Here is a 26,338-nt window from a genome sequence, read left to right on the forward strand (position 1 = left end):
AGATTACAATAGCGCACGTGCCGCAAGAAGAAGAGCATCGCCTGACTGTTCGATCCAAGCCGTGGACCAGCACCCACCGGCTGATGGTCAGCCTGCCCATCTTCATTATCCTGATCGGCGTGCTGGTCTCCATTTCCAATCTGACCACGGTGCCTTGGAACATCGAACCCACCGGCCAGTCGATGGCCACGCTCACCGACGATACCGAAGTCACCTTCGATAACCCGTCCGGAGAAACGCTGCCGGCAAAAGGCACGTATGAGGTCACCGAGCGATACATCACGCTGAACATGACCAGCGACGGCAATCTGACCAAGGAGTCCGTTGATCGGGGCAAGGCCAATGCGGACGGCGTCCAAGCCATCAAGGTATTGATTCGGGAACCTCAGAATGCATCAGGCAAGCGCCCCGGCGTGGTGTTCATGCACGGTGCCGGATACGGCACCTGTGACAACTCCTTTGGCGACGTGGCCTCCGATATGGCTTCGGCCGGCTTTGTGACCGCAGTGCTCGACAAACCCGTCTGGAACACCACCGACATCAACCGCGATTATCCGGCTTCAGCCAAGGCTTATGATCAGGTCATCGAATACCTGCGAGACCAAAGCGATGTGGACGCGGCCAAGGTCGGCATCTATGCCACCTCCGAATCGACATGGATCTCCTCGTATCTGCTCGGGGACGATCCGGACGTCGCCTTCCAGATTCTCCTGAGCCCGATGGTGTTCAGCCCACGCCAATCGCTGGGATTTTTCGTCACCCAAGACTTCACCCTTGTTGGCGCGAACGAAGGCTATCAATCCATCGTCCAACGTGTGTTCAGCGCGGACACCGGCCTGTTCGGATTGAACAATTTCGACCTCGCCACACTCAAACCCGCCGCCTACGCCGTACCCACCTATGTGGCTTACGGTTCGAAAGACGTGATGACAGCGCAGGTCGACGGCGTGCGTGCGATTCTCTACAACGCCCACAAAGCCGATAACTGGAATGTGACCGTGCGCAGCTACCCGGTCGCCAACCATGTGCTGCGTTTGGGAGATGAGTCCGAAGCGGGCACCCCGTTTGCGGACGCCTATGTGGACGATCTCATCGACTGGGCCGTCGGCACTTCCGCCGGACTCACGCAGACCAGCGAAAAGGTGGCCGGCACCAATCTGTACCAATCAATCGGTCTGCCGGGCGCTTTGAAGGCAAGACGCGTCGGCACCATATATGGTGTGATTCTGCACGTCACGGTGGTACTGCTGTTGCTCGCATCCATCGTGCTGGCACTGGTGGCGCTGGGTCGCAAAATCGCGGCGGATGCCCGATGGCGGCGAGAGAAGCGCGAGGCCAAACGTGCGGGCATGCTGATACCGGGACGGCCTGTGGTACTCGATTTCGCACATGGTTTCGGCAATGCGCTGCTGACTTTGACCCTCACCACTCTTGCCACATTGCTCATCTTCTTCGCCGGACTCGGGCAGGTGATCATGGGCGTGGTCAGACTTGCATGGGGTGGCGCGCCTACCGAGACGCCGGGTGTCATGTATTGGAGCTGGCCGGTCATCCAAGTGGTGTCCGTGCTGGTGCTATGGGCTTGGTCCCGCGTCTTTATGCACCTGATAGAAGTCGCTTCCGTCTGCGGCCTGATTCAGATACCCCCTCGTCGCGAATCCGTTCGAGACATCGTCACCGGTGCCGACCCGGTACTGGCCTCCACCCGTCTGGGCCGAGTCCTGTTCTGGCTGGTGGCCTTCACCATGCTGTACATACTGTTGGTGTTCGCCTTCTGGGGCCTGTTTATTTACTGACTACTTCATTGAGTAGGGTCTGCCGGGCGTCGCGGGGAAAGGAGATGAGATGTCGCTGTACCGAGACGAAGGTGTGGTGTTGCGTACCTCCAAACTGGGCGAGGCTGATCGTATCATCACCATCCTGACGCGTGGGCATGGCAAGATTCGGGCGGTCGCCAAAGGCGTACGTCGCACCAAATCACGCTTTGGTGCCAGGCTCGAGCCGTTCATGCGAGTCGATGTGCTTATCGCTGAAGGCCGCTCGCTTGACGTGGTCTCCCAAGCTGAAGCGGTCGCCGCTTATGGTGCTCCGATCGCGGCGGATTATGCGGCGTATGAGGCCGCCAACGTCATCGTTGAGACTATCGATAAACTCGCCAGCACCGAACATGAGCAGCTGCCGAACCAATATCGGCTGCTCATCGGCGCGTTGAACGCGCTCGCCAAACAATCCCACGCCCCGCAAGCCATAGGCGACTCCTATGTGATGCGCGCCTTGGCCTTGGCTGGTTGGACGCCACGATTGGGTGCTTGCGTGGTATGCGGCAAGGCGGAGCCGGCGTACCTGTCCATCGCGTCCGGCGGCGTGATGTGCGAAGCCGACCACACTACCGATGCGCGCCGTATCGCGCCGTTCGTGTTAAACCAGTTCGATGCACTGATTCGTGGCGATTGGTCGGTGCTTGATGCCGCGCCTGTGGAGCGGGTTGTGCAGGAGTTGGTTGAAGATTGGGGGGAGTATTACCTCGAACGCCCGATTCGTTCGCTGCGCTTGATAGATTCATGAGTATGGCTTTTGAGAACGTTGATTACACGTCGTTGGACATTCCCGCAGCTCCGTTCAGCGACCCCGCTCGTATTCCCGACTTCCCCAAGAACAAGGTACCCCGCCATATCGGTGTGATTATGGACGGCAATGGTCGTTGGGCCAAGCAGCGCGGCATGGTCCGCACCAATGGTCATCAGGCCGCCGAACCGGTGGTGTTCGACACTATCGCCGGTGCCATCGAAGCCGGTGTACGGTATTTGAGCCTGTACACGTTCTCCACTGAAAACTGGAAGCGCTCGCCACAGGAAGTGCGCTTCCTCATGGGTTTCTCGCGTGAAATCATCCACCGTCGTGTGGAACAGATGGACGAGTGGGGTGTGCGCGTGCGCTGGTCCGGCCGTCGCCCCAAGCTGTGGAAGTCGGTGATCGACGAGCTTGAAGCCGCCGAGGAGCGCACCAAGAACAACAAGGTCATCGATGTGGTGTTCTGCATCAACTATGGTGGCCGTGCTGAAATCGCCGACGCCTGCGCCGCCATCGCTCGCGAAGTGCGCGATGGCAAGATTTCCGGCGACCGTGTGACTGAAAAGATGATTGCCGACCATCTGTACAATCCGGACATTCCCGATTGCGACTTGGTGATCCGTACTTCCGGCGAACAGCGCACCTCCAACTTCCTGCCGTGGGAGGCCGCCTACGCCGAGCTCGACTTCGTGCCCGAACTCTTCCCGGACTGCGGCCGTGACGTGCTATGGCGCTCCATCGACCATTACATCCACCGCGATCGCCGATTCGGCGGTGTGAAATAGTCCTTGTTAGGCCCCTCTGACGGGCTGAACCGTAAAGCAAACAGCCCGGTGGGCTGCTTGTAGGCGAAGGCGAGACGAGAGTCGAGCCAGAAGAATGCGAGCGGCAGCTTGTCCGTAATTGCGGTCGAGCTGTCCGTGTAGCGGACTGAGGGGAGTTACCGGCACACCTCAGCTATCCTCTCTACAAACTCATCCAAAAAACGTCCCGAATTCACACCAAGTGCCACATGCACATGCGGCATGGAATGATTCACCAGCCCAACCGGGTCTCCGGTGGTCCGGCCTCGTACTCCATTGAAATCACCGGTATTGGTCTCCGCGCGCAACGCAAGATCAAAACAATCGACCAGTGAAGAATCAAGTGCAACCGCCGCCGCCAACGGATCATGAAACGGCATGCCGCCAGAGAACAGTGCGGGGTCGGCTTCCAAATTTGCCTTGATGGAAAAGTCCGCGAGATCAGCCAAAAACCGCCCGCGCTTGGTCCCCGTCGCACGCCACTGGTCGGCTGCCGATTGCGGTAGCAAACACTGGTGAGTCACATCAAGTCCCACCATTGTGATGTCTGCGCCGGAATGAAATACACGATTCGCGGCCTCAGGGTCTTGGATGATATTCGTCTCAGCTACCGCATCCCAACAATTACCGGGTTGGGTAAGCGTACCGCCCATCATCACCAGCCTGAGTTTCGATGCAATATCCGGTGCTCGAGTAATAGCCGCATCCACATCCGTCAACGGCCCGGTAGCCAGCACGGTAACGTCTCGGCCAAACTCGCGAACCTGCTCAATCAGATACTCAATCCCATCCGCAGCATCAACGGAGCACCTCCTTTTGCCCCCGCTGGCGAGAGCTGTCGGCATAGCCGACTGGGGGTGGCCCACCGACCGAGAGCGGTTCACACGAGAACAAGCACCCAACGCCGGATGAGCATGAACATCCCCCGCCAAATACCCGCCAACAGAAACAACCTCATCGGGCACATCCACAGACATGTCATCCCCAGACATATCATCACCAGGCACACCAGCTCCATCAGCCAGAGCCCCGGACCCTGCCAGCCGAGTATTCCCCAGTCCATCATCCCCATGGAACTGGGCACACCCTGCATCAGGAATAAACGCATCAGCCCAAGAAGGATGCTCAGACCCTAAAAACACTGGAATATCCGCCCGACCAAACAAATCAAGCACCGCGCAAGTATTGGTATAAGCCGTGTTCGCATCCACATTGCCATAACTGGCAATCACGCCACCCAACTCGCACTCATCCGCCGACCCCAACAAATACGCCAACGCCAACGCATCATCAACACCCGTATCCATGCTGGCAATAATACGGTCAGGACATTGGACCATAGAATCGTCTCCTTGTTAGCGTGATCCGCTATGAATAACCTTATCGGCCGATACGCAAAAATGCGTCCTTTCCTCATGGGAAGGACGCATTTTTGCGTAGATTCAAACTCGGAATATCGGAAATTACTTGCCGATGAATTCGTCGGTGGCAAGGTCCTTGGCCTGCGGGGCCTCATGAATTATCTTGTCATGACTGTCGGTGTATGCGTCTTCTTCAGCCAGGAAGTCGAAGTATTCTTGAGCGCCCTTGAAGTCGTTGGTGCCGAGCACGAAAGAGCCGTCCTTGATCTTGGCCGGATCGCCCCAGTACTGGCCGTCGACGATAACCTGCATGCTCTTCTTGACGAATTCGGGCTTGAGGTTGGCGTCAGGGGCTTCGTCCACGAGAATCTGCGCGGCGTCATCCGGGTTGGCGTACGCGTACTCGTAACCCTTTTGAGTGGCCTGAGTGAACTTCTTGACCAGGTCGGGATTGTTCTTGATGGTCTTGTCGTTGGTGATGATGCCGATGGTGTCGGCGTTGCCGGGCACGCCATAGTCAGGCTCGGTGAAGCAGTTGAGCTTCGGGCCGTACATGTCGGCTTGCACGCCTTCCCACGTGGCGTAGAAGCCGCCGAAATCGGCCTTGCCGGATTCCATGGTCTGGAAGGTGGAGGTGCCGACGGTCACCTTGTCGAATTCGCCCTTGCCGCCATCGGTTTGGATCATGCGGCGCACCACGGCATCGGACTCGTTGGAGCCGAAGGTGGCGAAGGTCTTGCCATCCAAATCCTTAGGGGACTTGATGGCGGTGTTGGACGCCAGTGCGCACCAAATGGCGCTCGGCTTCTGCTGCACCTGCAGCACCTGCTTGATGTGAGCGCCCTTCAGCGTGTAGATGCCCACGTTGGTCAGGTTGGACAGGGCGAAGTCGGCCACACCGTTGTTCACGGCCTGTTCGGCACCGGCCTGGGCCACGGCCACGATATCCACGTCAAGGCCGGCATCCTTGAAGTAGCCCTTGTTCTTGGCCACGTACACGCCGATGTGGTTGGTATCGGGTGCCCAGGAAAGCATGAAAGTGACCTTCTTGAGGTCGGAGGTGTTGGAGTTGGAGGAGTCGGCGGTGTTGGTCTGGCCACATGCGGCGAAACCGAAAGTCATAGCAAGGGCGCCCACGAGGGCAGCGGCCTTGGATACAAGGCTTTTCTTCATAATGATGGTTCCCTAATTCGTTGTCTCTCTATCGTTCTCTGGGATTGCTTCGAACGGAAGTCGGCAGAAAACGATATGGAGGGCCTTGATTTCCGTTCGACCAGCGCCCCCGACATTCCCTATGAAAGCTCGGGAAAGCCGGTTTGCCACACGCTGGTAAAGCTGTTCCATTATAGAGACAGGGTTGGAGACCTCATGAGAAGCCGCCTCGTTCAGTCGGTCCTGGCTGCCGGCTTGTGCCTTTGACGGTAAAAAAAAGAACTACTGGTCCGCGTCGGGGTCTTCGTCGTCGCCGGCCGGGCCGAGCAGGATGCGCTCGCTGGCGTTTACCGCCAGCATCAGTACGCATGTCATCAGGATAATGACGATGGTGGCGGAGAAGATCAGCGGCGTGCGGAATGAACTGTAGGCAGCCTGCAGCCAGATGCCGAGGCCCTTGCGTGCGCCAAGGTATTCAGCGGTGGATGCCGTGGCGAAGATGTATGCGGCAGATACTCGGATACCGCCATAGATCTGACGTGCGGCAACGCGCAGCTTCACGTGCCAGAGCGTCCAGACCGGGGTCGCGCCGCAGGTCAATGCGACGTCGGAATAGAACTGGGGCACTGCTTCTAGTCCGCGCACAGTCTGCACGGCGATGGGGAAGAGGCCGAATACCGCCACGATTACGATTTTGCCGGAAATCTCAAAACCGAACCAAATCAGGAACAACGGGGCGATGGAAATCAGCGGCATGGTTTGTGCGGCGGCAAGCAGCGGATAGAACGCCGCGTTGAACGTGTGCGAGCAGTACAGTGCAATGCCGATCATAATGCCGAAGAACACGGCAAACAGGAAGCCAGCCACGCCCTCATAGCCGGTGATTGCCGCGGCCGGGCCGAGCGTGTTCCATGTTTCGATGGTGGCGGCGAAAATCTCGCTTGGTGCGGAGATCATCGTGGGGGAGACATGTCCTAGATCCACCCACGTTTCCCAGACTGCCAGCAATACGATGACGGCGATGACGGTGGGCATGCGGCGCTTGAGGCGCTTGGCGATGGACATGGGATGTCACCTTGCTTTCCGCGCCAGTCCGGTTTGCTGGTGGCGCTTGCGGCCGGGGCGTGGAACAGTAAGGTGAGGAGCCTGCGCGCCTGCCGGTCGTGTGATGGATTGTGTTATATGCCGTCCATCAGTATAGGCGAAGGCGAACGACAGGGCGCACAAAAAACCTCCCTCGTCAGAGGGAGGTGAGAGAGCTACTCCAGTCCGATGGACTTCATGTGGTGGAGCTTCAGGGAATCCACCTTGAGACTACCGGACTCGGCGACGAGCTTGATGGCGCGCGGGCCTTCGGAGGCGTAGGAGTAGGAGCTCAGCACTTGGTGGCCACCGTTGACGTAGACCTCCACGGAGCCGCGATCCACGAACACGCGCAGGTCCAGCTTGCCGGAGGCCAGTTCGGCGTCGGTCAGTGGGGCGGCGCGGTAGCCGCGATCGCCGTTGGTCATGGCCTGACGATCCACCACCACGCGGCCGATCTGGTCGTCATAAGCCACGTAGGTGTAGGCACCGTCCTCAGTGGCGTGAATCTTCAGACCCGCACGCTCGGCAGTGGAGGCAGCCAAGTCGATGGTCATTTCGATTTCCACGGCCTCGGCGTCGTCGGCGATGACCTGCTCGCCATCCATGTCGAGTGTGATCGAACCATGGTCGAGGGTATCCTCGCGCAGGCCTTCCATTTCGGCGACCGGCGCGGTGACCACGTCGCCGTCATCGCCAAGGGTGATCTCGCGCGGCAGGGTGAGCTGGCCACACCAGCCGTCATCCTCCATGGGAATCGGCTGCACGAACGGGCTCATCCAGCCATAGACGATCTGACGGCCGTCCACATTGAAGGACTGCGGGGCATAGTAGTTGTGGCCGCAATCCCACAGGCGGAACTCGGTTTCCGGCTTGAATTCGCCGCCCGGCTCCCACGTGCCGATCATGTAGCCGGCGTTGTTGACGTTGCGGTTCATGAAGCCGCTGGGCTTGGACCCCATGGCGGAGAAGCCAATGACCCACTTCTCGTTGCCGTCCTTGTCTTTGATGGGGAAGAAGTCGGGGCATTCGAGCATGAACACATCCGGATCCGGGTGCTGGAAGAGCACGCGCTCGTATTCCCAGCGGACCATGTCCTTGGAGGAGAACAGCCACATCTGGCCGCGCTTGTCCGCAGAGGAGACACCGAAGGTCATGTACCAGGTGTCGCCGGTCTTCCAGACCTTCGGGTCGCGGTAGTGATGGTCGACCTTGTCGGTCGGGCAGTCGATGATCATGCCCTGCTTGGTGGCGGAGGTGAGCTCGTCATTGTCCGGCAGCGCGGTCATCTGCACCTGCCAGTCGCCGCCGGTGTTGTCGTGGCCGTTGGCCCAACGGTGGCCGGTGTAGTAGAAGCGAAGGTCGCCGTTGTCGTCGATGACGGCGGAACCGGAGAACACGCCGTCCTTCTCCTGCTCTAGGGACGGTGCGAACATGATGGGCTCGCGCTTCCAGTTGAGCATGTCGGTGGAGGAGACGTGGCCCCAGTGCATCGGACCCCACTGGGTGCCGTAGGGGTGCAGCTGGTAGAACACGTGCCAGCGGCCCTTGTAGAAGCACAGGCCGTTCGGGTCGTTGATCCAGCCACCGTTGGAGGCGATGTGATACTTCGGGTACCAGCGGTTGTTGCGCTTGGCGGCCATCTCAGCCACGCCGGCTTCGGCTTTTGCCAGTTCAGCAGCGTGGTCGCGGATGGGGGTGAGAACAGGGGTTTCGGGAGTGAAGTCAGTCATGGTGTGTCCTTTCAGGCCTTGGCAGCTTCCATCTGGCGCAGCTGCTTGTCGGTGTAGAACGGGTCGCCGCCGACTTCCTGATCATCGTGCTTGATGACGAAGAAGCCGTAGATCAGCGCGCACAGCACGATGCCGGAGATGACCCAGAAGGTCACGCGGGAGCCCATGTCGTTGTTCGGCAGGATGCCGGCCATGTAGTCGTGGAAGGCGCCCAGTGGGGTGGAGAAGATGATCTGGCCCACCTGGGAGGCGATCTGGAAGCCGACCATGTACAGCGTGGCGGAGAGCTTGGTGTCGAAGTGCAGGGTGAAGTAGCGGAACGCCGGCAGACAGAACAGCGGCACTTCGATGGAGTGGAACAGCTTGACGATGGAGACGGTGACCGGGTCGTGGAACACGCCGCACAGGCCGATGCGCAGGAACATCACGGTGGCGCCGAGCAGCAGGGAGTTGCGCACGCCGATCTTCTTCATGATGATCGGTACAACGCCCATCATCGCGGACTCGAGGAAGACCTGGAAGCCGTTGAGGGTGCCGTAGGTGGCGTTGCCGATGGCCTCAGTGGGGAACAGACCGGCGTAGTAGACCGGGAACCACTGCTGGTCGAACACGGTGTAGAAGGTGTTGGTCAGGAGCATGAAGACGATGAGCACCCACAGGGTCGGCATCTTGAGCACGCCGACCATCTCCTTGAAGGAGGGGTTGGTCTTCTCGGCGTTCGGATCGGCTGCCTTCTTGAGCTCTTCCTTCTGCTCGGCCGGAACCCAGAACAGGTAGATGAGCAGCATGCCGACGCCGCAGGCGGTGCCGATCCAGAAGTTGATCATCGGGCTGATGTTGAACAGGAAGCCGGCGCACAGGGCCACGATGGCGTAGCCGAAGGAACCCCAGGCACGGGACTGGCCGTATTCGAAGTTGAACTTACGGGAGTAGCGTTCGGTGACAGCCTCGAACAGGGAGCAGGCTGCCATGAAGCCGGCGGACAGGACGATGGAGCCAATCAGTGCACCAGCCCAGCGGGTGGTGCCTCCGGCGTTGATCATCGGGGCGTAGACGAACTGGACAAAGGGGCCCACGCATGCGGAGATCACGGAGACCACGATGATGAGCTTGCGCTTGATGCCGAGCTGATCCTGGATGATGCCGTAGCAGAACATGATAATCATGGTCATTGCGGAGTTGATGGAGTAGATGGTGCCGACTTCGGTGCCGCTCAGGCCCAAGGATTCAAGCCAGATACGGAAGAAGGACCACCAGATGCCCCAGGAGCAGAAGAACATGAAGATGCCGAAAGAGCTCTGCAGATAGGAAGGATTCTTCCATGCAGATTTGGTTGCACTTGCCATAATCATCCTTTGATTACTACTTGGTTGGTTATTGGTTATGTAGCGCTTCTGCTCGGGCGGCCGTGCCTTTGTAGAAGTTGTTGTGTAGCAATTATTATGCGACGTCAATCGATTTACGTCAATCGATTGACGTCATCGGCGTGTCGTACCTGTTTGACACGCAAAAAGGCCTCCGCGCTGAGCGGAGGCCTTGAGAAATCGCGTGGGACTCGGTTACTTCGCCGAGGCCTTTTCGATCAGCGTGCAGTGGATCTTCGCCGGAATCGGCGCGTCGATCGGCGGCAGGGGAGCGGTGGTCGCTGGCCATGAGGCGTCGTCCATCGAGCGTCCTTCGATAATCGACACCAGCTTGGCCACGGCCCAGTAGCCCATCTCGAAATGCGGCAGTTCCACAGTGGTGAGCATCGGTTCCAGCGTTTCGGCGAACACGCGATGGTTATCCACGCCGACCACGGAGATGTCCTTGCCGACCGTGAGTCCTCGGCGTGCGGCGCATTCGTACACATACCAGGCGCGGGCATCGTTGAAGCAGAAGAATCCGTCCGGATGCTCGGCGTCGAACAAATCGCTGACTGCGGTCAGTGCCGGCCCGTTGTTGAGCACATTGACGGCCAGATGATCGTCATAGTCGAGGCCGGCGTCCCTGAGCGCCGCCTGATAGCCTTTCAAACGATCGTCCTGCGCAATCATCGGCTCCAAGCAACCCACATAGGCGATACGTGCGCATCCGGCCTTAACCAATCTGGTGGTGGCGTCGTAGCCGATTTGGAACTCGTCCGGTTCCACGCTCGGGATTTTGCCAAGCGAGTCGGTGGCATCCACCAACACCAGTGGTGTCTTGGCCAGCGAAGAAGGCACATGGGTGATGCGGTTCGACATCTTGGCGTACAGAAAACCGTCGGTGCCGTATCGCTTGAGTGCGGCGATTTCCTCGCTCTCGCTGTTCTCGCCGTCGGTGCTCACGGTGATGAGCATATAGCCGAACTGGCTTGCGGCGGTCTGCGCGCCCAGAATCATACCGCCGGCGTACGGGGTGGTGGCCACCTCCTCACTGATGAAACCGAGGATGTGCGTCTTGCCTGTACGCAGCGAACTGGCCAGCGGATTCGACCGGTAGCCGAGCTTGGTGGCGATGGCGCGCACATTGTCCGCAATTTTGGACTTTACGCGCCCCTCGTCGCGTCCGTTGAGCACCAGCGACACCGTGGAGACGGAAACCCCCGTCTTGTTCGCGATTTCCTTCATCGTAACCATGCGTCAAACGATACACCCTAATTGACGGACTGTCAGGAAAGTATCAGTTTTCTCCACCGACTCCGCCGAGGTTGTGCACCGCACCGATGAATAATGGTATGCCGTCCGGGGTGACGTACGAATACAGAAATGGGCGATCCACCGTGAACTCGACGTTGTCCACCGGCGCGCTAACGGAGTCCACGCCGACCTTGGTGAAGGACATGGCCTTGGCTCCGGCTTCGTTCACCTCGATGCGCGTGCCTTGCAGAATCGAGCCGATATACAGATTCTCGCCGTGCGAACCGGTGTCGATCATCTTGGTGAAGTCGGCGTCGCCTGCACTGAACGCATCGGTCACCCCCAGTTTTTTCGAATGCCTTGATGGTGGCTTCCGAGTCGAACATGCTGTCGATGGTGAATCGCGGTAGCGTGACGTTCACCATGACCGAGTTGACGGAGACGCCCCAGCCGGACATGCTGTCTGTAATGCAATCTCTTGCGCCCTCGCCAAGGGAAGCCGTCGAGCATGTACCGAACGCCCAACTGAGCTTCTCGGCATCGCCGGCCAACTCGTCGAAATGCCCTTCGGCCGGCAGCACGATGGCCAGATTGCCGCCGTTGTCGAACGGAATCTCCACCCGCTGCCAAGTGTTGTACTCATCATGTCCGTAAGCCATTTGGCTGAAGGTCCGGTGCATCATCGGCACCTGAGCATCTCCGGCTTCGCCGTGGAAGGTGCCGTTGCCGGTGGACCGCTCTTCGAACGGATCCTTCCAGCGGCCATCCGCATAGACGGTGTTGATGATGGACAGGACTTCACGGTCACGCAGCGTGATCTTCGGCTTGAGCGAACCATTCGTATGCTTGGCGATCCAATCGGACATCTTTGCGGCGGCCTGATCGTCGAACGGTAACGTGGTGACTTCTGCCTCGAACATCTTCTTGACAGTGGATTGGTAATCGCTGGCAAGAGAGTAGCCGTCATCAATCCACAGCGAGTTTGCGGCGCTCATCTCGGATTTCGCCCCCGAATATTGCCCGTTGATCGAACTCAGCAGCGATTGGTAGTCGCTATCGGTCAGCGAACCGGAGCCCAGCAGTTCGTTCAGTTGCGAGCGGGTCGTGCCATTGGCGCCCTGCGCGGCGATGGCCAACGCCATCCACATCGAAGCAGGGGAGTAGTTCACATTGCCGGTGCCTCGGTCTCCGGCTTCCATCGCCAGGAATTCCGGTGCGGTGCGGTAGGCGAAGGTTGCGGTGCTGTTGACTACCGGCTGCGTGGCAGGCGTGGCCTTCGGCTTGAACATATTGCGAACCAATGCGCTGCCATCGCCGGCCGTCCACCATACGCCGCCGGCGACGGCAAGGACGAGCACTACTGTCACGATGGCGGCGATACAAGCGTTACGGCGTTTGCGTTGTCCGCGCAACCGGTACTGTTCCATCAGTTGCTCGCTCATGGTCGGCCCCTTTGCTTGGATCGGCTCGTGCATCATTGCACGAAGCCCCTGATTTCAGTATATTTTGGTCTCTCTTATTTTGTGCGACGAGTCACAATCCACCGCACGGCCCACACCACGCCGAATCCGAGGAAGCTCGCCACGGCGAACACGATGACGAAATGCAAGACCTGATCCATCGAGACCCAGGAGAGGTATCGGTCGCCGATCAGCGTGCAGGTACTTCCTACCGGGCACGTGTCTTCATACACCGTGATGAGCACCATGAGCATCGGCGCAGGTACCAGTGTGCACACCAACGGGAACAGCAGGCTTTTCCACGGATACGTCAGTGAGGCCGGGCGTAGCGCGTAGATGCCGTTGATGACCAGCAAGGCGGGCGGAATCACAAAATTGATTAGCAGTGCGGCGGCCATCGCAGCCATGCCGCCCCGTAAGGTCAGCGCCAATAGCAAGCCGTACATGATTGCCGTCGCCAGCCAGCAGCCGAAGCGAATCGTATCCTGACGAATCCATGTGAGCAGTCGTCCGCTCGCCGTCTGCGGATTCGGATCCACAAACAATTCGCGCAGACCGTAGCATCCGATTGCATAGCAGATGAACGCAACGGCCGTATAACAGATCAACAGCATGGCCGAGCCGATCAACGAATGAACCAATAACTGATGGCCGCTTTCAGTGTGCATTAGCTTCCACCACTGAGCCCAGGAACGGTATGGGAACCCCGGCCGTAAGCGAAGATTGGTACAGCCGAATGCCAGCGGTCCGATGATTGCGCTCGCCAACGGGAAAGACAGACTGCCGGATCGTATCGAACCGAGTATCAGGTTGGTGATTCCCAACACCAATGGCCAGTGCAGCACCATACCGGGGAACCATACGAACAGGTTTTTGGCAGCCCTGTCAAGAACCTCGTCGGGCATGAGATACATTGATGAGCTCCACTGCAGCAGCAACAACACCGCTATCAGTACAACCATGCCAATCCAATGCGCGCGGTTCCATGTGAACAGTGTTTGCGTCCCGCGCTCGGCGGCGGCATTGCGCATATCGCTCCTGTTGAGCTTGCTGAGTGCTTGTGCACGGTTCATTGCCGTCCTCCTTTACCGCCTTGTCAAGGATTGATGATGATTCCATCGTAAATCACGCAGGAAATGTGGAATGATAGTTGTCATAGTGACCATGACATGTCAGGACGGAGCAGTTTGGCGTCGGGCACACTGAAGGGGTGAATGTAATGGAAGAAGCGCGCAACCGCAACATACGCATCGGCATTGTGGACAATGACCCATATGCGCTGAAAGTGTTCGGCGCGCTAATCGAACGTATGTCCAGCGATTTTGCCGTGATATGGACCTGCGATTTGGGTGCCGTGGCCATCAGCCGATGCCTGAGCCCCACCAAGCGGCCTGACGTGCTGGTTACGGATATGTCTATGGGCGACGTGCCCGGTACCGAAGTCTGCCGAGCGATTCGTGCCAAAACACCCGAGGTTGGGCTGGTGGGTGTCACCTCATACGCGCTCGCGTCATTTCACGACGAGGCGGCTCGCTGCGGGGCACAGGCCTTGGTTGGTAAAACCGATTTGAACGGCATTGCGCTCGCTATTCGCAATGCAGCCCAAGGATTGCCAACCAATGAGCTGGTACTGGGAGATGAGGAGAGCGGTAATTCGCTGTCCTTCATGGATGCCGCAACCGCCTACGCGGTGCTCGAAGATACGTCATACGCGCACCGTGGCGCGCTTTCCGGCAAAGAACGCAACACCCTGCGCATGTATGCGGACGGGTCAACCACCAAGGAAATCGCCGAGCGATTGGGCATCAGCGTGGCCACTGTGGCGACTTTTGAACGCCGCGCACTCGCCAAACTCGGCGCTCGCAGTCGCGCCCATGCCATATCAATCTGCGTGAAACGGCATGAGATTTAAGAGCTGGCAAGGGCTGCATGTGCAACGGCATGGATGGTAGGAAAGGAACTGCTATGAAAGCGTTACGACACCGATTGGCCGAGCTGGATAGCGGTGTTCGCAATGCATGGCTGTTGATTGCCATACTGGTTGTTGCCTTGATATGCACGATGGAAACCATGGCGGGCTTGGCCGCTGACAATGTCTCGGCGGCGGACTGCCTTGCGGAGTTCATATTCGTTGCCATTGTGGGGTGGATGGCGTTTCGTCCGGTCACCGGATGCGTGGCGGTAGCGGTGGCTTGGATAGTGTTGTGCATGAGTCCGATCTGGATGCCGTCGGGTGCAATGCTCGCCATGTTATTGGCGGTGGGTATTGCCGGATACACCGATAAGCGATTGGCGCTGGCGGTTGCCGGCATTGCCGTTGTGGTGTGGATGTTGTCGCGTGGTGGCGTGGCCATTCCTTGGCTTGATGGCGGCTCAGACACGATGAGTGGATCTGCGGATGGCGCGGCGAGTAGTAGTGCCCTAGACGGTAGTGTTGCTGACGGTGGCGCTGCTGATGGTGGCTCTTCATCCAGTGGGTCTGACAGCGCAGGGCAGTCGGGAAGCGACTTCACCGGAAGCGCCTATGAATCGAGCGGTTCTTCTGCCGAGCATCGCACTGGGCAAGTGATTCTTGGTGCGATTGCCCTCTATGGTGTGATACCAGTGGCCGTGCTGTTTATTGGCTTCATGCTTGGCGGTATGGCAGCGCGATGGAATCACGAACGCAGCTTGGCACAAGCTGAGTTGGCTCACCGCCGTCAGCAGGAACGCACGGCTCAGGACATTCACGATTACGTATCCAATGATTTGGCATACCTGATTTTGCGATTCGACAAAAATATCGCCGATGGCAAGACCCCTTCTGAAGAAGAATTACGCGAACTGCGTAGCGTGGCTATGGGCGCATTGGATCGCACGCATCAGGTCATTGATGTTATTGAAGGCAGGGGAGAAGCGGCGCACAGTGTAGTGACTCCGTATGATTCGACCGTTGATGCCGCTTCTGGCATTGCATGTGACATCACAGGCGCTGATTGTCCGCTAGCCGAGCAAATTCGTGATGGTGCGAGCAATGGTGACCGCCGATTATCAGAGCTTGGCTTTGAAGGTCAGACGATTATTTCCGGTGCTCATGGCGCAGCCGGTCGGAGTGACCTGATCGCCGGGCTGTTGGAGGAACTGTACGGCAATATCGCCAAACATGCCGACCCGGAAGCGGGCTATGTAATGACGATTGGCATCGGACTGGACACCGTCCGCATCGCCTGCATCGACACGGCCTGCACGTCATCGGATTCGGATGCGGATGGCAGTGCGGACCTATCCACCGGCACCGGCCTCAACCGTTACCGACAATTACTAGAACAACAAAACGGCGCCCTGCATATCACCACGCAAGACGCCGAATGGACATTATCAGCAGTTATTCCACTGTGAGGAAACCATCACCCAACCGACTTCTGCGCAGTCTCCGCGCCAAAGAAGCCGACAATCAACATCGATGCAATAGCAATCGCGCTAATGGCCACAAAGATGGACGTAACACCAAGCGAGGTGAGCATCCAACCCACCACCATAGGCATCAACACATTGAGCAGCTTGGCCACGGCGTTCGCGAAACCGACGCAACGGAAGCGAACCTTGGTGGCGAACAGTTCCGGAGCGTACACAGCCACCACGGAAGCCATAAGCACGTACAGGCACATCATGAGCAGGAAGCCAACGATAATTGCGCTCACGGTAGAGGTCTGGAAGGCATACATCAAACCGAACACGCCAGTGAACAGGAAGGCCGGCACAATCGTGCGCTTGCGGCCGATGCGGTCGATAAGCAGAGAGCCAATCAGGCAGCCGACCGGGGCGCCGAGCATCATCGCCGTGGAGGTGAGCAGCGAGCTGGACAGGTTAATACCACGCTTGACCAGAATCGTCGGAACCCAAGAAGTGAAGGCGTAGGAGCACACGTTCGTGGCGGCCACAGCAACCACAGCCACAAGCAGGCAGATGCCGAGCGAACGGCCGCCGGCGTTGCGGGTGTCGCTGGTGTCGGCCTTGGCGGCTGCGTCGATCGGTTCGGAGCCGTTGGCCTCAAGCTGCTTGACGATGGCGTCGGCCTCATCGTAACGGCCGTGCACGGCGAGCCAACGCGGGGATTCGGGGATGTCGCGGCGCAGCCACCAGATGATGGCGGCCCCCAGACCGATGGCCACGAACAGCGGACGCCAGGACCAGCGGGGGATGATCCATGCACACAGCAGCATAGCGATCGGCACACCGCAGTTGGCCACGAGCGAGACAATCGCGCACCAGTGGCCACGGCGGTTCATCGGTGCGAACTCGTTGACCATGGCGAAGCCGGTGACGATTTCAGCGCCGAGGCCCAGGCCGGCACCCAGACGGCACAGGGACAGCACGGCCATGTTCGGGGCGAATGCGCCGAGGAAGGTGAAGCCGCCAAACAGCAGCAGGTTGATTTGGTAAGCCACGCGGCGGCCCTCCAGGTCACCGACGAAGCCGGCCAGCAGCGAACCGACCAGCAGACCCAGGAAGCCTGCGGACATAAAGGTGGAATTTTGCGCAACGGTGGACCAGTGGGTAGCCAACGCGCTGGAGGCAACGGCGCTGCCAATATATACGTCGATGCTGTCCATCAGCATGCCAGCGGCGACCAGCGTCACGATGCGATGGAACATCGGGGTTTCATGTGCGCGATCCATGCGCGAGATAATATCCTGAACCTTGGCTTGATCCATCACGGTGGTACGTGCTTGTGCGTTTTCCATAGCCGGGGGATTGCCGGAAATCTGCTGTTCAGCAGCAGTCATATTTGAGCCCTCTTCTTGCAAACCTGCCCGCGTGCAACTGCTCAATGGTGTTGCGGCGAGCGAACTCTTGATTGGACTGCGTGTTCCGTTCGCCCTCCCATTGTGTGGGATGAACGACGTTTGCGGTCCAAGTCTTGAATTCCACGTAGCGAGCCAATCGTTGTGAGATAGCTCACTGCATGGGGCTTAACTATAGGTTCGATTTTGTGGCACGCCGCGTTGCGGTCACATTGTGAACGATAACAGAGGTTGTAACGCTCCTACATATGCCCCACTTACGCTTTTACCCCGTCGAAAGAAGGCAGAACCGCGATTCCCATGGGGCGGTAAAACACTCATGGGGTGGTATTCGGCCCATGGGGCGGTTAGCGGATTATGCCTTTCCGCAGAATAGAGCCGTTTTCGCCTACCGCCCCATGAGATATTTACCACCCCATGGGTGAGCTACCGCCCCATGAAACGTGTAATAACAAAGCATGCCCTTGCTGGTGGAAGCAATGCTTTGCTACTTCGCCTGCTTGTCGGCGAGGATCTCATCCACCAGCTTGGGCTTTTCGGTCAGCTGGCCGGTGAAGCCGGGGCGGATATCCATGTGCAGCACCAGAGAAGTGCGGTAGCCCTGCTCGGCGAGCTTCTTGGCGGCCTCACCGGCCACCTTGAGCACGTCGTCCAGATTGCCTTCCACGTTGGTGAACAGGGCGTTGGTTTCCTGCGGCAGGCCGGATTCGCGAATCACCTCGACGGCCTGAGCCACGTATGGCGAAACCTCGGAGCCCACGCCATTGGCCGACACCTGAATGGCGGCCACGGTGTTGAGGTACGGTTTGCCGGTTTCCGGGTCGATCGGCACTTCCTGAGTAACGGCATTACGGTCAATAATCATGATTCTCCTTTTATTACTTGGTTCCCCTCAGAGAGGGGGGCCAGTAGGACTCAGCGATACTTCCAGAAATGATCCATCGGGCCGGAGCCGTGGCCAAGACTCAGCTGGGCCTTCAGCGCACCGGTCAGATACTTCTTCGCATGCTTGATGGTCTTGGGCAATGTGTCGCCAAGCGCCAGATACGAGGCGATGGCGGAGCTTAGCGTGCATCCGGTGCCGTGCGTGTTCGGATTATTGATACGCGCGCCATCAAACCAGGTCACGGTTCCATCCGTCTCGGCAAGCACATCGTTGGCATCCTCGGTGCCATGACCACCCTTGACCAGCGCGGCACAGCCATAACGCTCCACGAGGCGGTGGGCGGCGGCCTCCATATCCTCCTGATCGCGAATCAGCGTATCGGTCAGCACTTCGGCCTCGGGAATGTTCGGAGTCACGACCGTGGCCATCGGGAACAGTTTGCCGGTCAAGGCTGCAATGGCATCGTCACTGATGAGCTTGGCACCGGAAGTGGCCACCATAACCGGGTCGAGCACGATGTTCGTGGCGTGATGGAAGGTGAGTCGTTCAGCGATGACGTCGATGAGGTCAGTGGCAGACACCATGCCGATTTTCACCGCGACCGGCGGAATATCCTCAAACACCATGTTGATCTGATCGGCGAGAATGTCCGGTTTGGTGTCCTGAATGGAACGCACGCCGGTGGTGTTCTGTGCGGTGAGCGCGGTGATGGCGCTCATGCCGAACACGCCGCAGGCCAGCATGGTCTTCAGGTCGGCCTGCATGCCGGCACCGCCGGACGAGTCGGAGCCGGAGATCGCGAGAACAGCGGGAAGTGGAGATGTTGCAATTTGTGCCATAGTGTTCATTCTAAGTGGGGCCCATGATGTTTTTTCGGAGCGGTTTTCCTTGATGTTTTGCCGCTCCTGTGGTGAGATGGGGAAGGTTTGCTGATTGCGATTGATTCATGAAATGTTCGGGAGGAGGACATGGCTGATAACGATGTACTGCGCCGTGACGGCGTCTTGGTGCGCATCACCGGTTTTGACGATGAACGCACCGCATATTTTGGCGTAATGCCTAACGGACACACCACACAGCTCACATTTCCGCGTCAGGAAGTGTTCGATGTGGGCGACGTGTTGCTCGTCGGTACGGATTTCTATCGCAAAGTGCCGCATGATGTGTGGCCGTTGAAGCCCCGTGTGGGCATCGTGCGCCGTGCGCTCAACGAAGGCGTGGTCCTGGAGACTTCCAACGGCCTCGAACTGCTTGAGGGTGATTATCCGACTTCGATCATGCCCGGCAATACTGTGCAGTTCACCGACCTGTTCGGCATCGAACGAGTGCTGTGGCCCACGGCCATCCGTCCTGGCGAATCTGACCATGATGACGACATCAAGCAGTACCGCATCACGCCGGGCAGCGATCCGTCGCTTACCTTCGATTCGTTCGGCGGTTATGAGCAGGTGATTACGCGCGCCAAGGAGCTCATCGAAACGCAGCTGGGCAACAGTGCGCAGATGCGTGCGATTGGTGCCAAGCCCATCAAGGGCGTGATCTTCACCGGTGCTCCGGGCACCGGCAAAACGCATTTGGCCCGCATCATCGCCAATGTGGCGGACGCGCAGTTCTATCTAGTGTCCGGCCCGACCATTGTGAGCAAGTATGTAGGCGATAGTGAGGAAACGCTGCGCATGATTTTCGCCGCCGCGCAGGCGGACAAGCGCGCCATCATCTTCTTTGATGAGATCGATTCGATTGCGTCCTCGCGCGAGAACGATACCAATGGCGTCGGCAAGCGCTTGGTGGCACAGTTGCTGACGTTGATGGATGGTTTCGAGTCCAAGGGCAATGTTGTGGTGGTCGCTGCGACCAATCGTATTGAGGACGTGGATCCTGCTTTGTTGCGTCCGGGCCGTTTCGACTGGCAGATTCCTTTCCCGATGCCGTCCGAGCGCGACCGTTTGGGCATTCTGCAGGTGCAGGCCCGTTCGCTGTCAATTGAGGGCGAACTGCCGTTGGCCGATATCGCACAGCGGACTGAAGGCTGGAGTGGCGCCGAAGTGTGCGCCATTTGGACCGAGGCCGCTCTGGTGGCCGCCAAGGACCGCCGCGGCGCGATCCGTGCTGCCGACCTCGTCACCGCCTTCGAGCGAGTCGAGCGCCGCCCCGAATTAAGACACCACCGGGCATAATAATTGGCTCCCCTCAGAGAGGGGAGCCAGAGAGGTTTACTCCTGGGCGGTGGAGTAGAGCTTGCCGCCTTGGGCGGTGTACTTTTTGCTCATCGCATCCATGCCGGCGAGGATTTCTTCGGGGCTGAGCACGTTGGCGGACACCACGCCGTTATCGACATTGGCCTTGGCCTTAGCCAGTGCCTCGGAGTCGATGCCTGCAGCAGCCTCCTTCACGATTTGCTGCTGAGCGGCCTCGCCACCGAATGCCTTGCGGATGTTCTGGGAGATGGCCATCGAGCAGAACTTCGGGCCGCACATCGAGCAGAAGTGCGCCATCTTGGCCGGCTCGGCGGGCAGGGTATCGTCGTGGAAGGCGATGGCGGTGTCCGGATCGTAGGACAGATTGAACTGGTCGAGCCAACGGAACTCAAAGCGAGCCTTGGAAATCGCATTGTCACGATCCATCGCGTGCGGGTGGTGCTTGGCGATGTCTGCGGCGTGGCAGGCGATCTTGTAGGCAATCACGCCCTGCTTCACATCATCCTTGTTCGGCAGGCCGAGGTGTTCCTTCGGGGTCACGTAGCACAGCATAGCGGTGCCGTAACGACCGATCTCGGTGGCACCGATAGCGGAGGTGATGTGATCGTAACCCGGAGCGGTATCGGTGGTCAGCGGTCCGAGGGTGTAGAACGGGGCGTTGTGGCACACGGCCTTCTCCAGCTCGATGTTCATGCGCACGGTGTCGAACGGCACGTGGCCCGGCCCCTCGATCATCACCTGCACGTCCTTGGCCCAGGCGCGCTCAGTCAGCTCGCCCAGAGTCATGAGCTCGGAAAGCTGCGCGGCGTCGTTCGCGTCGGCCAGGGAGCCGGGGCGCAGGCCATCGCCCAGAGAGAACGCCACGTCGTACTTGGCGAAGATGTCGCACAGCTCGTCGAAGTGCGTGTACAGGAAGCTCTCCTGGTGGTGGCGCAGGCACCAGTCGGCCATGATGGAGCCACCGCGGGAGACGATGCCGGTCACGCGGTTGGCGGTCAGCGGCACGTAACGCAGCAGCACGCCGGCGTGGATGGTCATGTAATCCACACCCTGCTCGCACTGTTCGATCACGGTGTCGCGGAACAGCTCCCAGCTCAGCTTGGAGGCATCATCCTCGACCTTTTCGAGGGCCTGGTACATCGGCACGGTGCCGATCGGCACGGGGGAGTTGCGCAGAATCCACTCACGGGTGGTGTGGATGTCGTTACCGGTGGACAGGTCCATCACGGTATCGGCACCCCACTTGGTGGCCCACGTCAGCTTCTCCACTTCCTCATCGATGGAGGAGGTGACGGCCGAGTTGCCCATGTTGGCGTTGAGCTTGGTCAGGAAGGCGGATCCGATAATCATCGGCTCGGCCTCGGGGTGGTTGATGTTGCAGGGCATCACTGCGCGGCCGGCGGCCAGCTCGGAGCGCACGAGCTCCACATCGCAGTTCTCGCGGGTGGCCACGTACTGCATCTCCGGGGTGATGATGCCGTGGCGGGCGTACCACATCTGGGTGATCGGGTGATCCTTGGCGCGCATCGGCTCATGCTTGCGTCCACGCCATTCCTTGGTGGCGCGGCCGCGCTTGATGGCGCGCTTGCCATCGTCCTCAAGGTTGCGGCGGCGGCCCTCGTAGTCTTCGATGTCGCCGCGGTCGCGAATCCAGTCGAGACGCAGGGGCTTCAAGCCTTCCTTCGGGTCGCACTTGGGGCCTTCGGTGTTGTAATCGTGGAACGGCGGGTTCGGGCCCACGCCGGGCGTGTCGCTCAGCTTGATTTCGGTGTACGGCACTTCCAGATCGTAGGAACCGTACTGATAGGTGAACGGTACGGACTTGGTCTTGCGGATGTGCGCCTTGTCGCGCTGCTTGGAACCACGGGCAGCGATGTCCACGCGCTGCTGCTTGGCAAGCTTCTGGGCATCCTTGGCGTCCTTGGCGTTGGTGAACTTCTTCTCAGTGGCCTCGGAACCAGGCTTCGCGGCCCCCTCCTGAGCAGCCTGAGTGTCAGTAACGGGGGTGTGGGTTACGACGCGCGGCGCGTAGCCGTGCTTCTTGTCGCCGCGGACGGCCTTCCAGTCTTCGACCATGGTGCGCGCGGCCTCTTCCGGGTCCTCGGCACCCGCGATGGCGGAGACCGCGAACCAGCCGGCAGCCTTGGTATCGGCGAGCATGGCCATATCGGCTGCGGTCACGCCGCCGCCCACGACCACCGGGAATTCACTGGCAACGCAGATGGTGTTGATCTGGGCGGCGTCCAGCGTCTTGCCGGAGCCGTCGTTGCCGCCCACGGAAGCCTCGGGCTTGGTGGTGGAGACGTGCAGAGGGCCGGCGCCAATGTAGTCGATGCAGCCGTCGGGCAGCTCGTTGATGAGCCGAACGAGGCTTTCGGTCTCAGCCGACAGACCCACGATGGCCTCGTCGCCGAGCAGGGCGCGGGCTTCGCGCGGCTCCATGTCGGTTTGGCCGATGTGCACACCGTCCACCTTGATGCCCTTGCGGCGGGCCTGCCACACCACGTCGGCACGGTCGTCGATCACAAAGGCCACGGAATCGGACTTCTCATTGTCCTCGATGATCTGCGCGATGTCGCGAGCCATGTCGGTCAGCTCAGAGGCATCGGCCTCCTTGGCGCGCAGTTGGATGAAGGTTGCGCCGCCGTGCAGAGCCTGATCCACCACGTCGGTCAGCGGACGGCCTTTGCAGTCCTCCGGCCCCACCACGAAGTACGCGGACAGGTCGAAGCTGTCGCGCATGGAGTCGTATGGGTATTCAATATTCATTATTATTCCTGCTTTTGTTGTTTCTTGTGGAAGTCTTATTGGAAAAAACTGTTATGAGCTCCCTCATCAGAGGGAACTGAAACTACTGCACCAAAATCTCGGATTCCGCCACCTGTCCGGCGGTCACATTCCACAGCGCGTCAAGGAACGCGACTTGGAACGAGCCCGGCCCGTGCGAACTTGTATCGGCCACCTCTCCCGCGCGGTTGTACAGCAGAGACGCGGACAGGGCGGCGGTCAACGGATCGGAGACCGCCAAATACGTGGCAGCCACGCCGCCCAGCGAGCAGCCGGCACCGGTGATCTTGGTCATCATCGCGCTACCGCCCGGCAGCCGGTACACGGTTTCGCCATCGGTCACCAGATCGGCGATGCCGGACACGGCCACGGCGCAGCGGGTGGAAGCGTCATGGGAGGAATGCTTGGCGTGCTGTTCGGTCAGATACTGTGCCAGCGCCACCGCCGCACCGGTTGCGGACTCCACGTCGTCGACGGATTCCACTCCGGCGGGGCGGTGCTCGGAAACGTCCCCCACGGTTTCGGTATTGAGCCCCCACATGTTCGCCAGCGCGATTACCTCGGATGCATTCGCGCGAATCATGGTCGGGGGAGCGGCCTTGAAGGCCTGAAGAATGGCGGTACGGGTGCGGCCGATGCCGGCGGCCACCGGGTCGAGCACCCACGGCTTGTCCAAGTAGTTGAGTCGCTGGGCGATTTCGGGCAGTGCGTCCTTATAGAACGGCAGCAGCGTGCCCACGTTGATGTAGTTCGCGCCCGCGATTTTCGCGGTTTCGATCACGTCGTCCGGCAGGAAACTCATGGCCGCAGTGCCGCCGGCCGCCAGTTGCGCGTTGGCAACCAAATTGATGGTCACAAAATTGGTGAATGACTGGGCCAACGGAGTCGTCTCGCGTACGCGGCGAACGGCATCGGCGATATTGTCACGGATGGGTGAATCGGCTGGAACCGGAGTCCCGGCGGTACAACCGCTGGACACACCGGTAAACGATGATGCACTATTGCTCATTTACTGCTCCCTACGATGGTCTTAACCAACAGGTTCTAAGGGTCAGGCTCAGGCCTTTCTCAACTCGCGAACCACATGCGAGTTCCCCTGCATTACAGTGCCGACGCTATGCGCCAACATGGACATTATCGTGACGGATTTGTTCGATACGTGTCGTCAGGTCTGGCGCGTCCCGTCCATTCGTGATACATAGACGCCTCCGCCGAGCAACATCTCCCGCATTTGTGACGCTGACGCGATGCCAGTGGTACAAATTCGGGAAGGGTAAAACAACAGGAACAATATGGAGGTGTTGCGATAGAGGAATCGCTGCGAACGGCCGCTCGTGAGACGCGGAACATATACCGGATAATGCCGCCTGACCTGTCACCATATACGGCTATCCTGAAGCGGTTGTTATTAGACCCCCAAACCGTTCAAACCAGAAGGTGCATTGTGGCTCAGTCCAAACTCGATGAAGTCGTATCCCTTGCGAAGCGTCGCGGCTTCGTGTTCCCCGCCGGCGAAATTTACGGCGGCACCCGTTCCGCTTGGGATTACGGCCCCCTCGGCGTCGCTCTCAAGGACAATATCAAGCGTGAATGGTGGCGCTCCATGGTCGTCACCCGTCCTGATGTCGTCGGTGTCGACACTTCCATCATTCTGCCGCCCGAAGTGTGGGTGGCGTCCGGCCACGTGAGCGTGTTCAACGATCCGCTCGTCGAGTGTCTCAACTGCCACAAGCGCAACCGCGCCGACAAGCTCGAGGAATCCTACGCCGAGAAGCACGACGACAAGATGCCGGAAAACGGCATGAAGGACATCGTCTGCCCGAACTGCGGCACCCGTGGCCAGTGGACCGAACCGCGCGACTTCAACATGATGCTGCGCACCCACCTCGGCCCGGTCGAGGACGAGAACAGCCTGCACTACCTGCGCCCGGAGACTGCACAGGGCATCTTCGTGGACTTCAAGAACGTGATGACCTCTTCCCGTTCCAGGCCGCCGTTCGGCATCGCCAACATGGGTAAGTCCTTCCGTAACGAGATCACCCCGGGTAACTTCATCTTCCGCACCCGTGAGTTCGAGCAGATGGAGATGGAGTTCTTCGTCACGCCCGGCACCGATGAGGAATGGCACCAGTACTGGATCGACGCCCGCACCCGCTGGTACATCGACCTCGGCGTCAGGCCGGAGAACCTGCGCCACTACGAGCACCCGAAGGAGAAGCTCTCCCACTACTCCAAGCGCACCGTGGACATCGAATACAAGTTCGGCTTCCAGGGTTCCGACTGGGGCGAGCTCGAAGGCATCGCCAACCGTACCGATTACGATTTGAGCGCGCACTCCAAGCACTCCGGCGAAGACCTGAGCTACTTCAACCAGGCCACCGGCGAGAAGTACGTGCCGTACGTCATCGAACCGGCCGCCGGCCTGACCCGCTCCCTGATGTGCTTCCTCGTGGACGCCTACGATGTGGACGAGGCCCCGAACACCAAGGGCGGCGTTGACAAGCGCACCGTGCTGCGTCTCGACCCGCGTCTGGCCCCGGTCAAGGCCGCCGTGCTGCCGCTGAGCAAGAAGCCCGAACTGCAGACCGTGGCCCAGAACCTGGCCGACGACCTGCGCTTCAACGAGTGGATGATCGACTACGACGAGTCCGGTGCCATCGGTCGTCGTTACCGTCGTCAGGACGAGATCGGCACCCCGCTGTGCATCACCGTGGACTTCGACACCCTCGAGGACCACGCCGTGACCATCCGTGAGCGTGACACCATGGCCCAGGAGCGCGTCGCTCTTGACAAGGTGGCCGATTACGTGGCCGCCCGTATCGGCGAGAAGCGCACCCGCGTGCCCCTGAAGCCTGTGGAAATGGGCGGTGAGCCTTGGCCTGAGTCCGGCGTTCGGGAAGCCGGCGGCCTGTACTAAGCC

The 26,338-nt window shown here is 59.5% G+C and carries 19 protein-coding genes, 1 pseudogene and 1 riboswitch; of the genes and pseudogenes, 7 read left to right on the forward strand and 13 right to left on the reverse strand.

Features of this window, described 5'->3' with window-relative positions; all coding sequences use genetic code 11:
• The first annotated feature begins 17 nt into the window (after positions 1-17).
• From ACEUKI_RS00930 to ACEUKI_RS00940, 3 genes are read left to right on the forward strand one after another with little or no spacing between them, the layout of a single operon-like run.
• Positions 18-1,796: an alpha/beta hydrolase family protein gene (locus ACEUKI_RS00930; RefSeq protein ID WP_374156360.1), complete on the forward strand. Its 1,779-nt coding sequence runs from the start codon at positions 18-20 to the stop codon at positions 1,794-1,796.
• 49 nt (positions 1,797-1,845) lie between these two features.
• Complete coding sequence (recO, locus tag ACEUKI_RS00935) at positions 1,846-2,565, forward strand: DNA repair protein RecO (RefSeq protein ID WP_080784379.1); 720 nt, start codon at positions 1,846-1,848, stop codon at positions 2,563-2,565.
• A gap of 2 nt (positions 2,566-2,567) precedes the next feature.
• On the forward strand, positions 2,568-3,356 hold the full coding sequence (locus tag ACEUKI_RS00940; RefSeq protein WP_007055433.1) for an isoprenyl transferase: 789 nt from the start codon (positions 2,568-2,570) through the stop codon (positions 3,354-3,356).
• Between the two features lie 155 nt (positions 3,357-3,511).
• Here ACEUKI_RS00940 and ACEUKI_RS00945 read toward each other — a convergent pair whose 3' ends face one another.
• The 8 genes and pseudogenes from ACEUKI_RS00945 to ACEUKI_RS00980 form a co-directional block, all read right to left on the reverse strand.
• The gene (locus ACEUKI_RS00945) at positions 3,512-4,714 is read right to left on the reverse strand and encodes a nucleoside hydrolase (protein WP_080784380.1); all 1,203 of its coding nucleotides are present in this window, start codon (positions 4,712-4,714) and stop codon (positions 3,512-3,514) included.
• A gap of 123 nt (positions 4,715-4,837) precedes the next feature.
• Complete coding sequence (locus ACEUKI_RS00950; RefSeq protein WP_080784382.1) at positions 4,838-5,908, reverse strand: ABC transporter substrate-binding protein; 1,071 nt, start codon at positions 5,906-5,908, stop codon at positions 4,838-4,840.
• 261 nt (positions 5,909-6,169) lie between these two features.
• Positions 6,170-6,952, reverse strand: coding sequence for an ABC transporter permease (locus ACEUKI_RS00955; protein WP_080784383.1), 783 nt, complete (start codon positions 6,950-6,952; stop codon positions 6,170-6,172).
• 194 nt (positions 6,953-7,146) lie between these two features.
• The gene (locus ACEUKI_RS00960) at positions 7,147-8,703 is read right to left on the reverse strand and encodes a GH32 C-terminal domain-containing protein (protein WP_080784384.1); all 1,557 of its coding nucleotides are present in this window, start codon (positions 8,701-8,703) and stop codon (positions 7,147-7,149) included.
• 11 nt (positions 8,704-8,714) lie between these two features.
• Entirely contained in the window at positions 8,715-10,049 is a 1,335-nt protein-coding gene (locus tag ACEUKI_RS00965) for an MFS transporter (protein WP_080784385.1), read from the reverse strand.
• A gap of 213 nt (positions 10,050-10,262) precedes the next feature.
• Positions 10,263-11,303, reverse strand: a complete 1,041-nt coding sequence (locus tag ACEUKI_RS00970; protein ID WP_080784386.1) for a LacI family DNA-binding transcriptional regulator — start codon at positions 11,301-11,303, stop codon at positions 10,263-10,265.
• A 43-nt stretch (positions 11,304-11,346) separates the two neighbouring features.
• Positions 11,347-12,781: pseudogene (gene serU, locus ACEUKI_RS00975) on the reverse strand (serpin-like protein SerU).
• 38 nt (positions 12,782-12,819) lie between these two features.
• Positions 12,820-13,836: a hypothetical protein gene (locus ACEUKI_RS00980; RefSeq protein WP_374156361.1), complete on the reverse strand. Its 1,017-nt coding sequence runs from the start codon at positions 13,834-13,836 to the stop codon at positions 12,820-12,822.
• A gap of 146 nt (positions 13,837-13,982) precedes the next feature.
• Here ACEUKI_RS00980 and ACEUKI_RS00985 point away from each other — a divergent pair, with 146 nt between their 5' ends.
• Positions 13,983-14,675 (forward strand): response regulator transcription factor, encoded by a 693-nt coding sequence (locus tag ACEUKI_RS00985; protein WP_251847869.1) that lies wholly within the window; start codon positions 13,983-13,985, stop codon positions 14,673-14,675.
• A 53-nt stretch (positions 14,676-14,728) separates the two neighbouring features.
• Positions 14,729-16,141: a serpin regulatory histidine kinase SerK gene (gene serK, locus ACEUKI_RS00990; RefSeq protein WP_251847870.1), complete on the forward strand. Its 1,413-nt coding sequence runs from the start codon at positions 14,729-14,731 to the stop codon at positions 16,139-16,141.
• 8 nt (positions 16,142-16,149) lie between these two features.
• On the opposite strand, the gene ACEUKI_RS00995 is transcribed toward serK, so the two are convergent.
• The 3 genes from ACEUKI_RS00995 to thiD all read right to left on the reverse strand — a co-directional run bounded on the left by ACEUKI_RS00995 (position 16,150) and on the right by thiD (position 19,272).
• Positions 16,150-17,529, reverse strand: coding sequence for an MFS transporter (locus tag ACEUKI_RS00995; protein ID WP_251847871.1), 1,380 nt, complete (start codon positions 17,527-17,529; stop codon positions 16,150-16,152).
• A gap of 505 nt (positions 17,530-18,034) precedes the next feature.
• Positions 18,035-18,412 (reverse strand): thiamine-binding protein, encoded by a 378-nt coding sequence (locus ACEUKI_RS01000; protein ID WP_200488187.1) that lies wholly within the window; start codon positions 18,410-18,412, stop codon positions 18,035-18,037.
• Positions 18,413-18,462: 50 nt separating this feature from the next.
• Positions 18,463-19,272, reverse strand: a complete 810-nt coding sequence (gene thiD / locus ACEUKI_RS01005) for a bifunctional hydroxymethylpyrimidine kinase/phosphomethylpyrimidine kinase (RefSeq protein ID WP_251847872.1) — start codon at positions 19,270-19,272, stop codon at positions 18,463-18,465.
• A 129-nt stretch (positions 19,273-19,401) separates the two neighbouring features.
• Here thiD and ACEUKI_RS01010 point away from each other — a divergent pair, with 129 nt between their 5' ends.
• Positions 19,402-20,610 (forward strand): 26S protease regulatory subunit, encoded by a 1,209-nt coding sequence (locus tag ACEUKI_RS01010; protein WP_251847873.1) that lies wholly within the window; start codon positions 19,402-19,404, stop codon positions 20,608-20,610.
• A 36-nt stretch (positions 20,611-20,646) separates the two neighbouring features.
• Here ACEUKI_RS01010 and thiC read toward each other — a convergent pair whose 3' ends face one another.
• A complete protein-coding gene (thiC, locus tag ACEUKI_RS01015; protein WP_374156362.1) occupies positions 20,647-23,400 on the reverse strand; it encodes a phosphomethylpyrimidine synthase ThiC in 2,754 nt (917 codons plus the stop codon).
• Between the two features lie 82 nt (positions 23,401-23,482).
• Complete coding sequence (locus tag ACEUKI_RS01020; protein WP_374156363.1) at positions 23,483-24,427, reverse strand: hydroxyethylthiazole kinase; 945 nt, start codon at positions 24,425-24,427, stop codon at positions 23,483-23,485.
• Positions 24,418-24,526: riboswitch (TPP riboswitch) on the reverse strand. Its footprint overlaps the gene before it by 10 nt.
• A 336-nt stretch (positions 24,527-24,862) precedes the next feature.
• Between ACEUKI_RS01020 and ACEUKI_RS01025 the strand changes: the two genes are divergently transcribed.
• Entirely contained in the window at positions 24,863-26,335 is a 1,473-nt protein-coding gene (locus ACEUKI_RS01025) for a glycine--tRNA ligase (RefSeq protein WP_080784413.1), read from the forward strand.
• Positions 26,336-26,338: the final 3 nt, after the last annotated feature.

The sequence above is a fragment of the Bifidobacterium sp. 2450 genome, assembly GCF_041900695.1.
GTDB lineage: Bacteria > Actinomycetota > Actinomycetes > Actinomycetales > Bifidobacteriaceae > Bifidobacterium > Bifidobacterium longum.

Bases quoted from the DNA above. Each gene is read 5' to 3' on its own strand.
- ACEUKI_RS01020 (WP_374156363.1), bottom strand. From the start codon at position 24,427: ATGAGCAATAGTGCATCATCGTTTACCGGTGTGTCCAGCGGTTGTACC.
- thiD (WP_251847872.1), bottom strand. From the start codon at position 19,272: ATGGCACAAATTGCAACATCTCCACTTCCCGCTGTTCTCGCGATCTCC.
- recO (WP_080784379.1), top strand. From the start codon at position 1,846: ATGTCGCTGTACCGAGACGAAGGTGTGGTGTTGCGTACCTCCAAACTG.
- ACEUKI_RS00985 (WP_251847869.1), top strand. From the start codon at position 13,983: ATGGAAGAAGCGCGCAACCGCAACATACGCATCGGCATTGTGGACAAT.
- ACEUKI_RS00950 (WP_080784382.1), bottom strand. From the start codon at position 5,908: ATGAAGAAAAGCCTTGTATCCAAGGCCGCTGCCCTCGTGGGCGCCCTT.
- thiC (WP_374156362.1), bottom strand. From the start codon at position 23,400: ATGAATATTGAATACCCATACGACTCCATGCGCGACAGCTTCGACCTG.
- ACEUKI_RS01000 (WP_200488187.1), bottom strand. From the start codon at position 18,412: ATGATTATTGACCGTAATGCCGTTACTCAGGAAGTGCCGATCGACCCG.
- ACEUKI_RS00970 (WP_080784386.1), bottom strand. From the start codon at position 11,303: ATGGTTACGATGAAGGAAATCGCGAACAAGACGGGGGTTTCCGTCTCC.
- ACEUKI_RS00980 (WP_374156361.1), bottom strand. From the start codon at position 13,836: ATGAACCGTGCACAAGCACTCAGCAAGCTCAACAGGAGCGATATGCGC.
- serK (WP_251847870.1), top strand. From the start codon at position 14,729: ATGAAAGCGTTACGACACCGATTGGCCGAGCTGGATAGCGGTGTTCGC.
- ACEUKI_RS00965 (WP_080784385.1), bottom strand. From the start codon at position 10,049: ATGGCAAGTGCAACCAAATCTGCATGGAAGAATCCTTCCTATCTGCAG.
- ACEUKI_RS00940 (WP_007055433.1), top strand. From the start codon at position 2,568: ATGGCTTTTGAGAACGTTGATTACACGTCGTTGGACATTCCCGCAGCT.
- ACEUKI_RS00960 (WP_080784384.1), bottom strand. From the start codon at position 8,703: ATGACTGACTTCACTCCCGAAACCCCTGTTCTCACCCCCATCCGCGAC.
- ACEUKI_RS01010 (WP_251847873.1), top strand. From the start codon at position 19,402: ATGGCTGATAACGATGTACTGCGCCGTGACGGCGTCTTGGTGCGCATC.
- ACEUKI_RS00945 (WP_080784380.1), bottom strand. From the start codon at position 4,714: ATGGTCCAATGTCCTGACCGTATTATTGCCAGCATGGATACGGGTGTT.
- ACEUKI_RS00955 (WP_080784383.1), bottom strand. From the start codon at position 6,952: ATGTCCATCGCCAAGCGCCTCAAGCGCCGCATGCCCACCGTCATCGCC.
- ACEUKI_RS00995 (WP_251847871.1), bottom strand. From the start codon at position 17,529: ATGACTGCTGCTGAACAGCAGATTTCCGGCAATCCCCCGGCTATGGAA.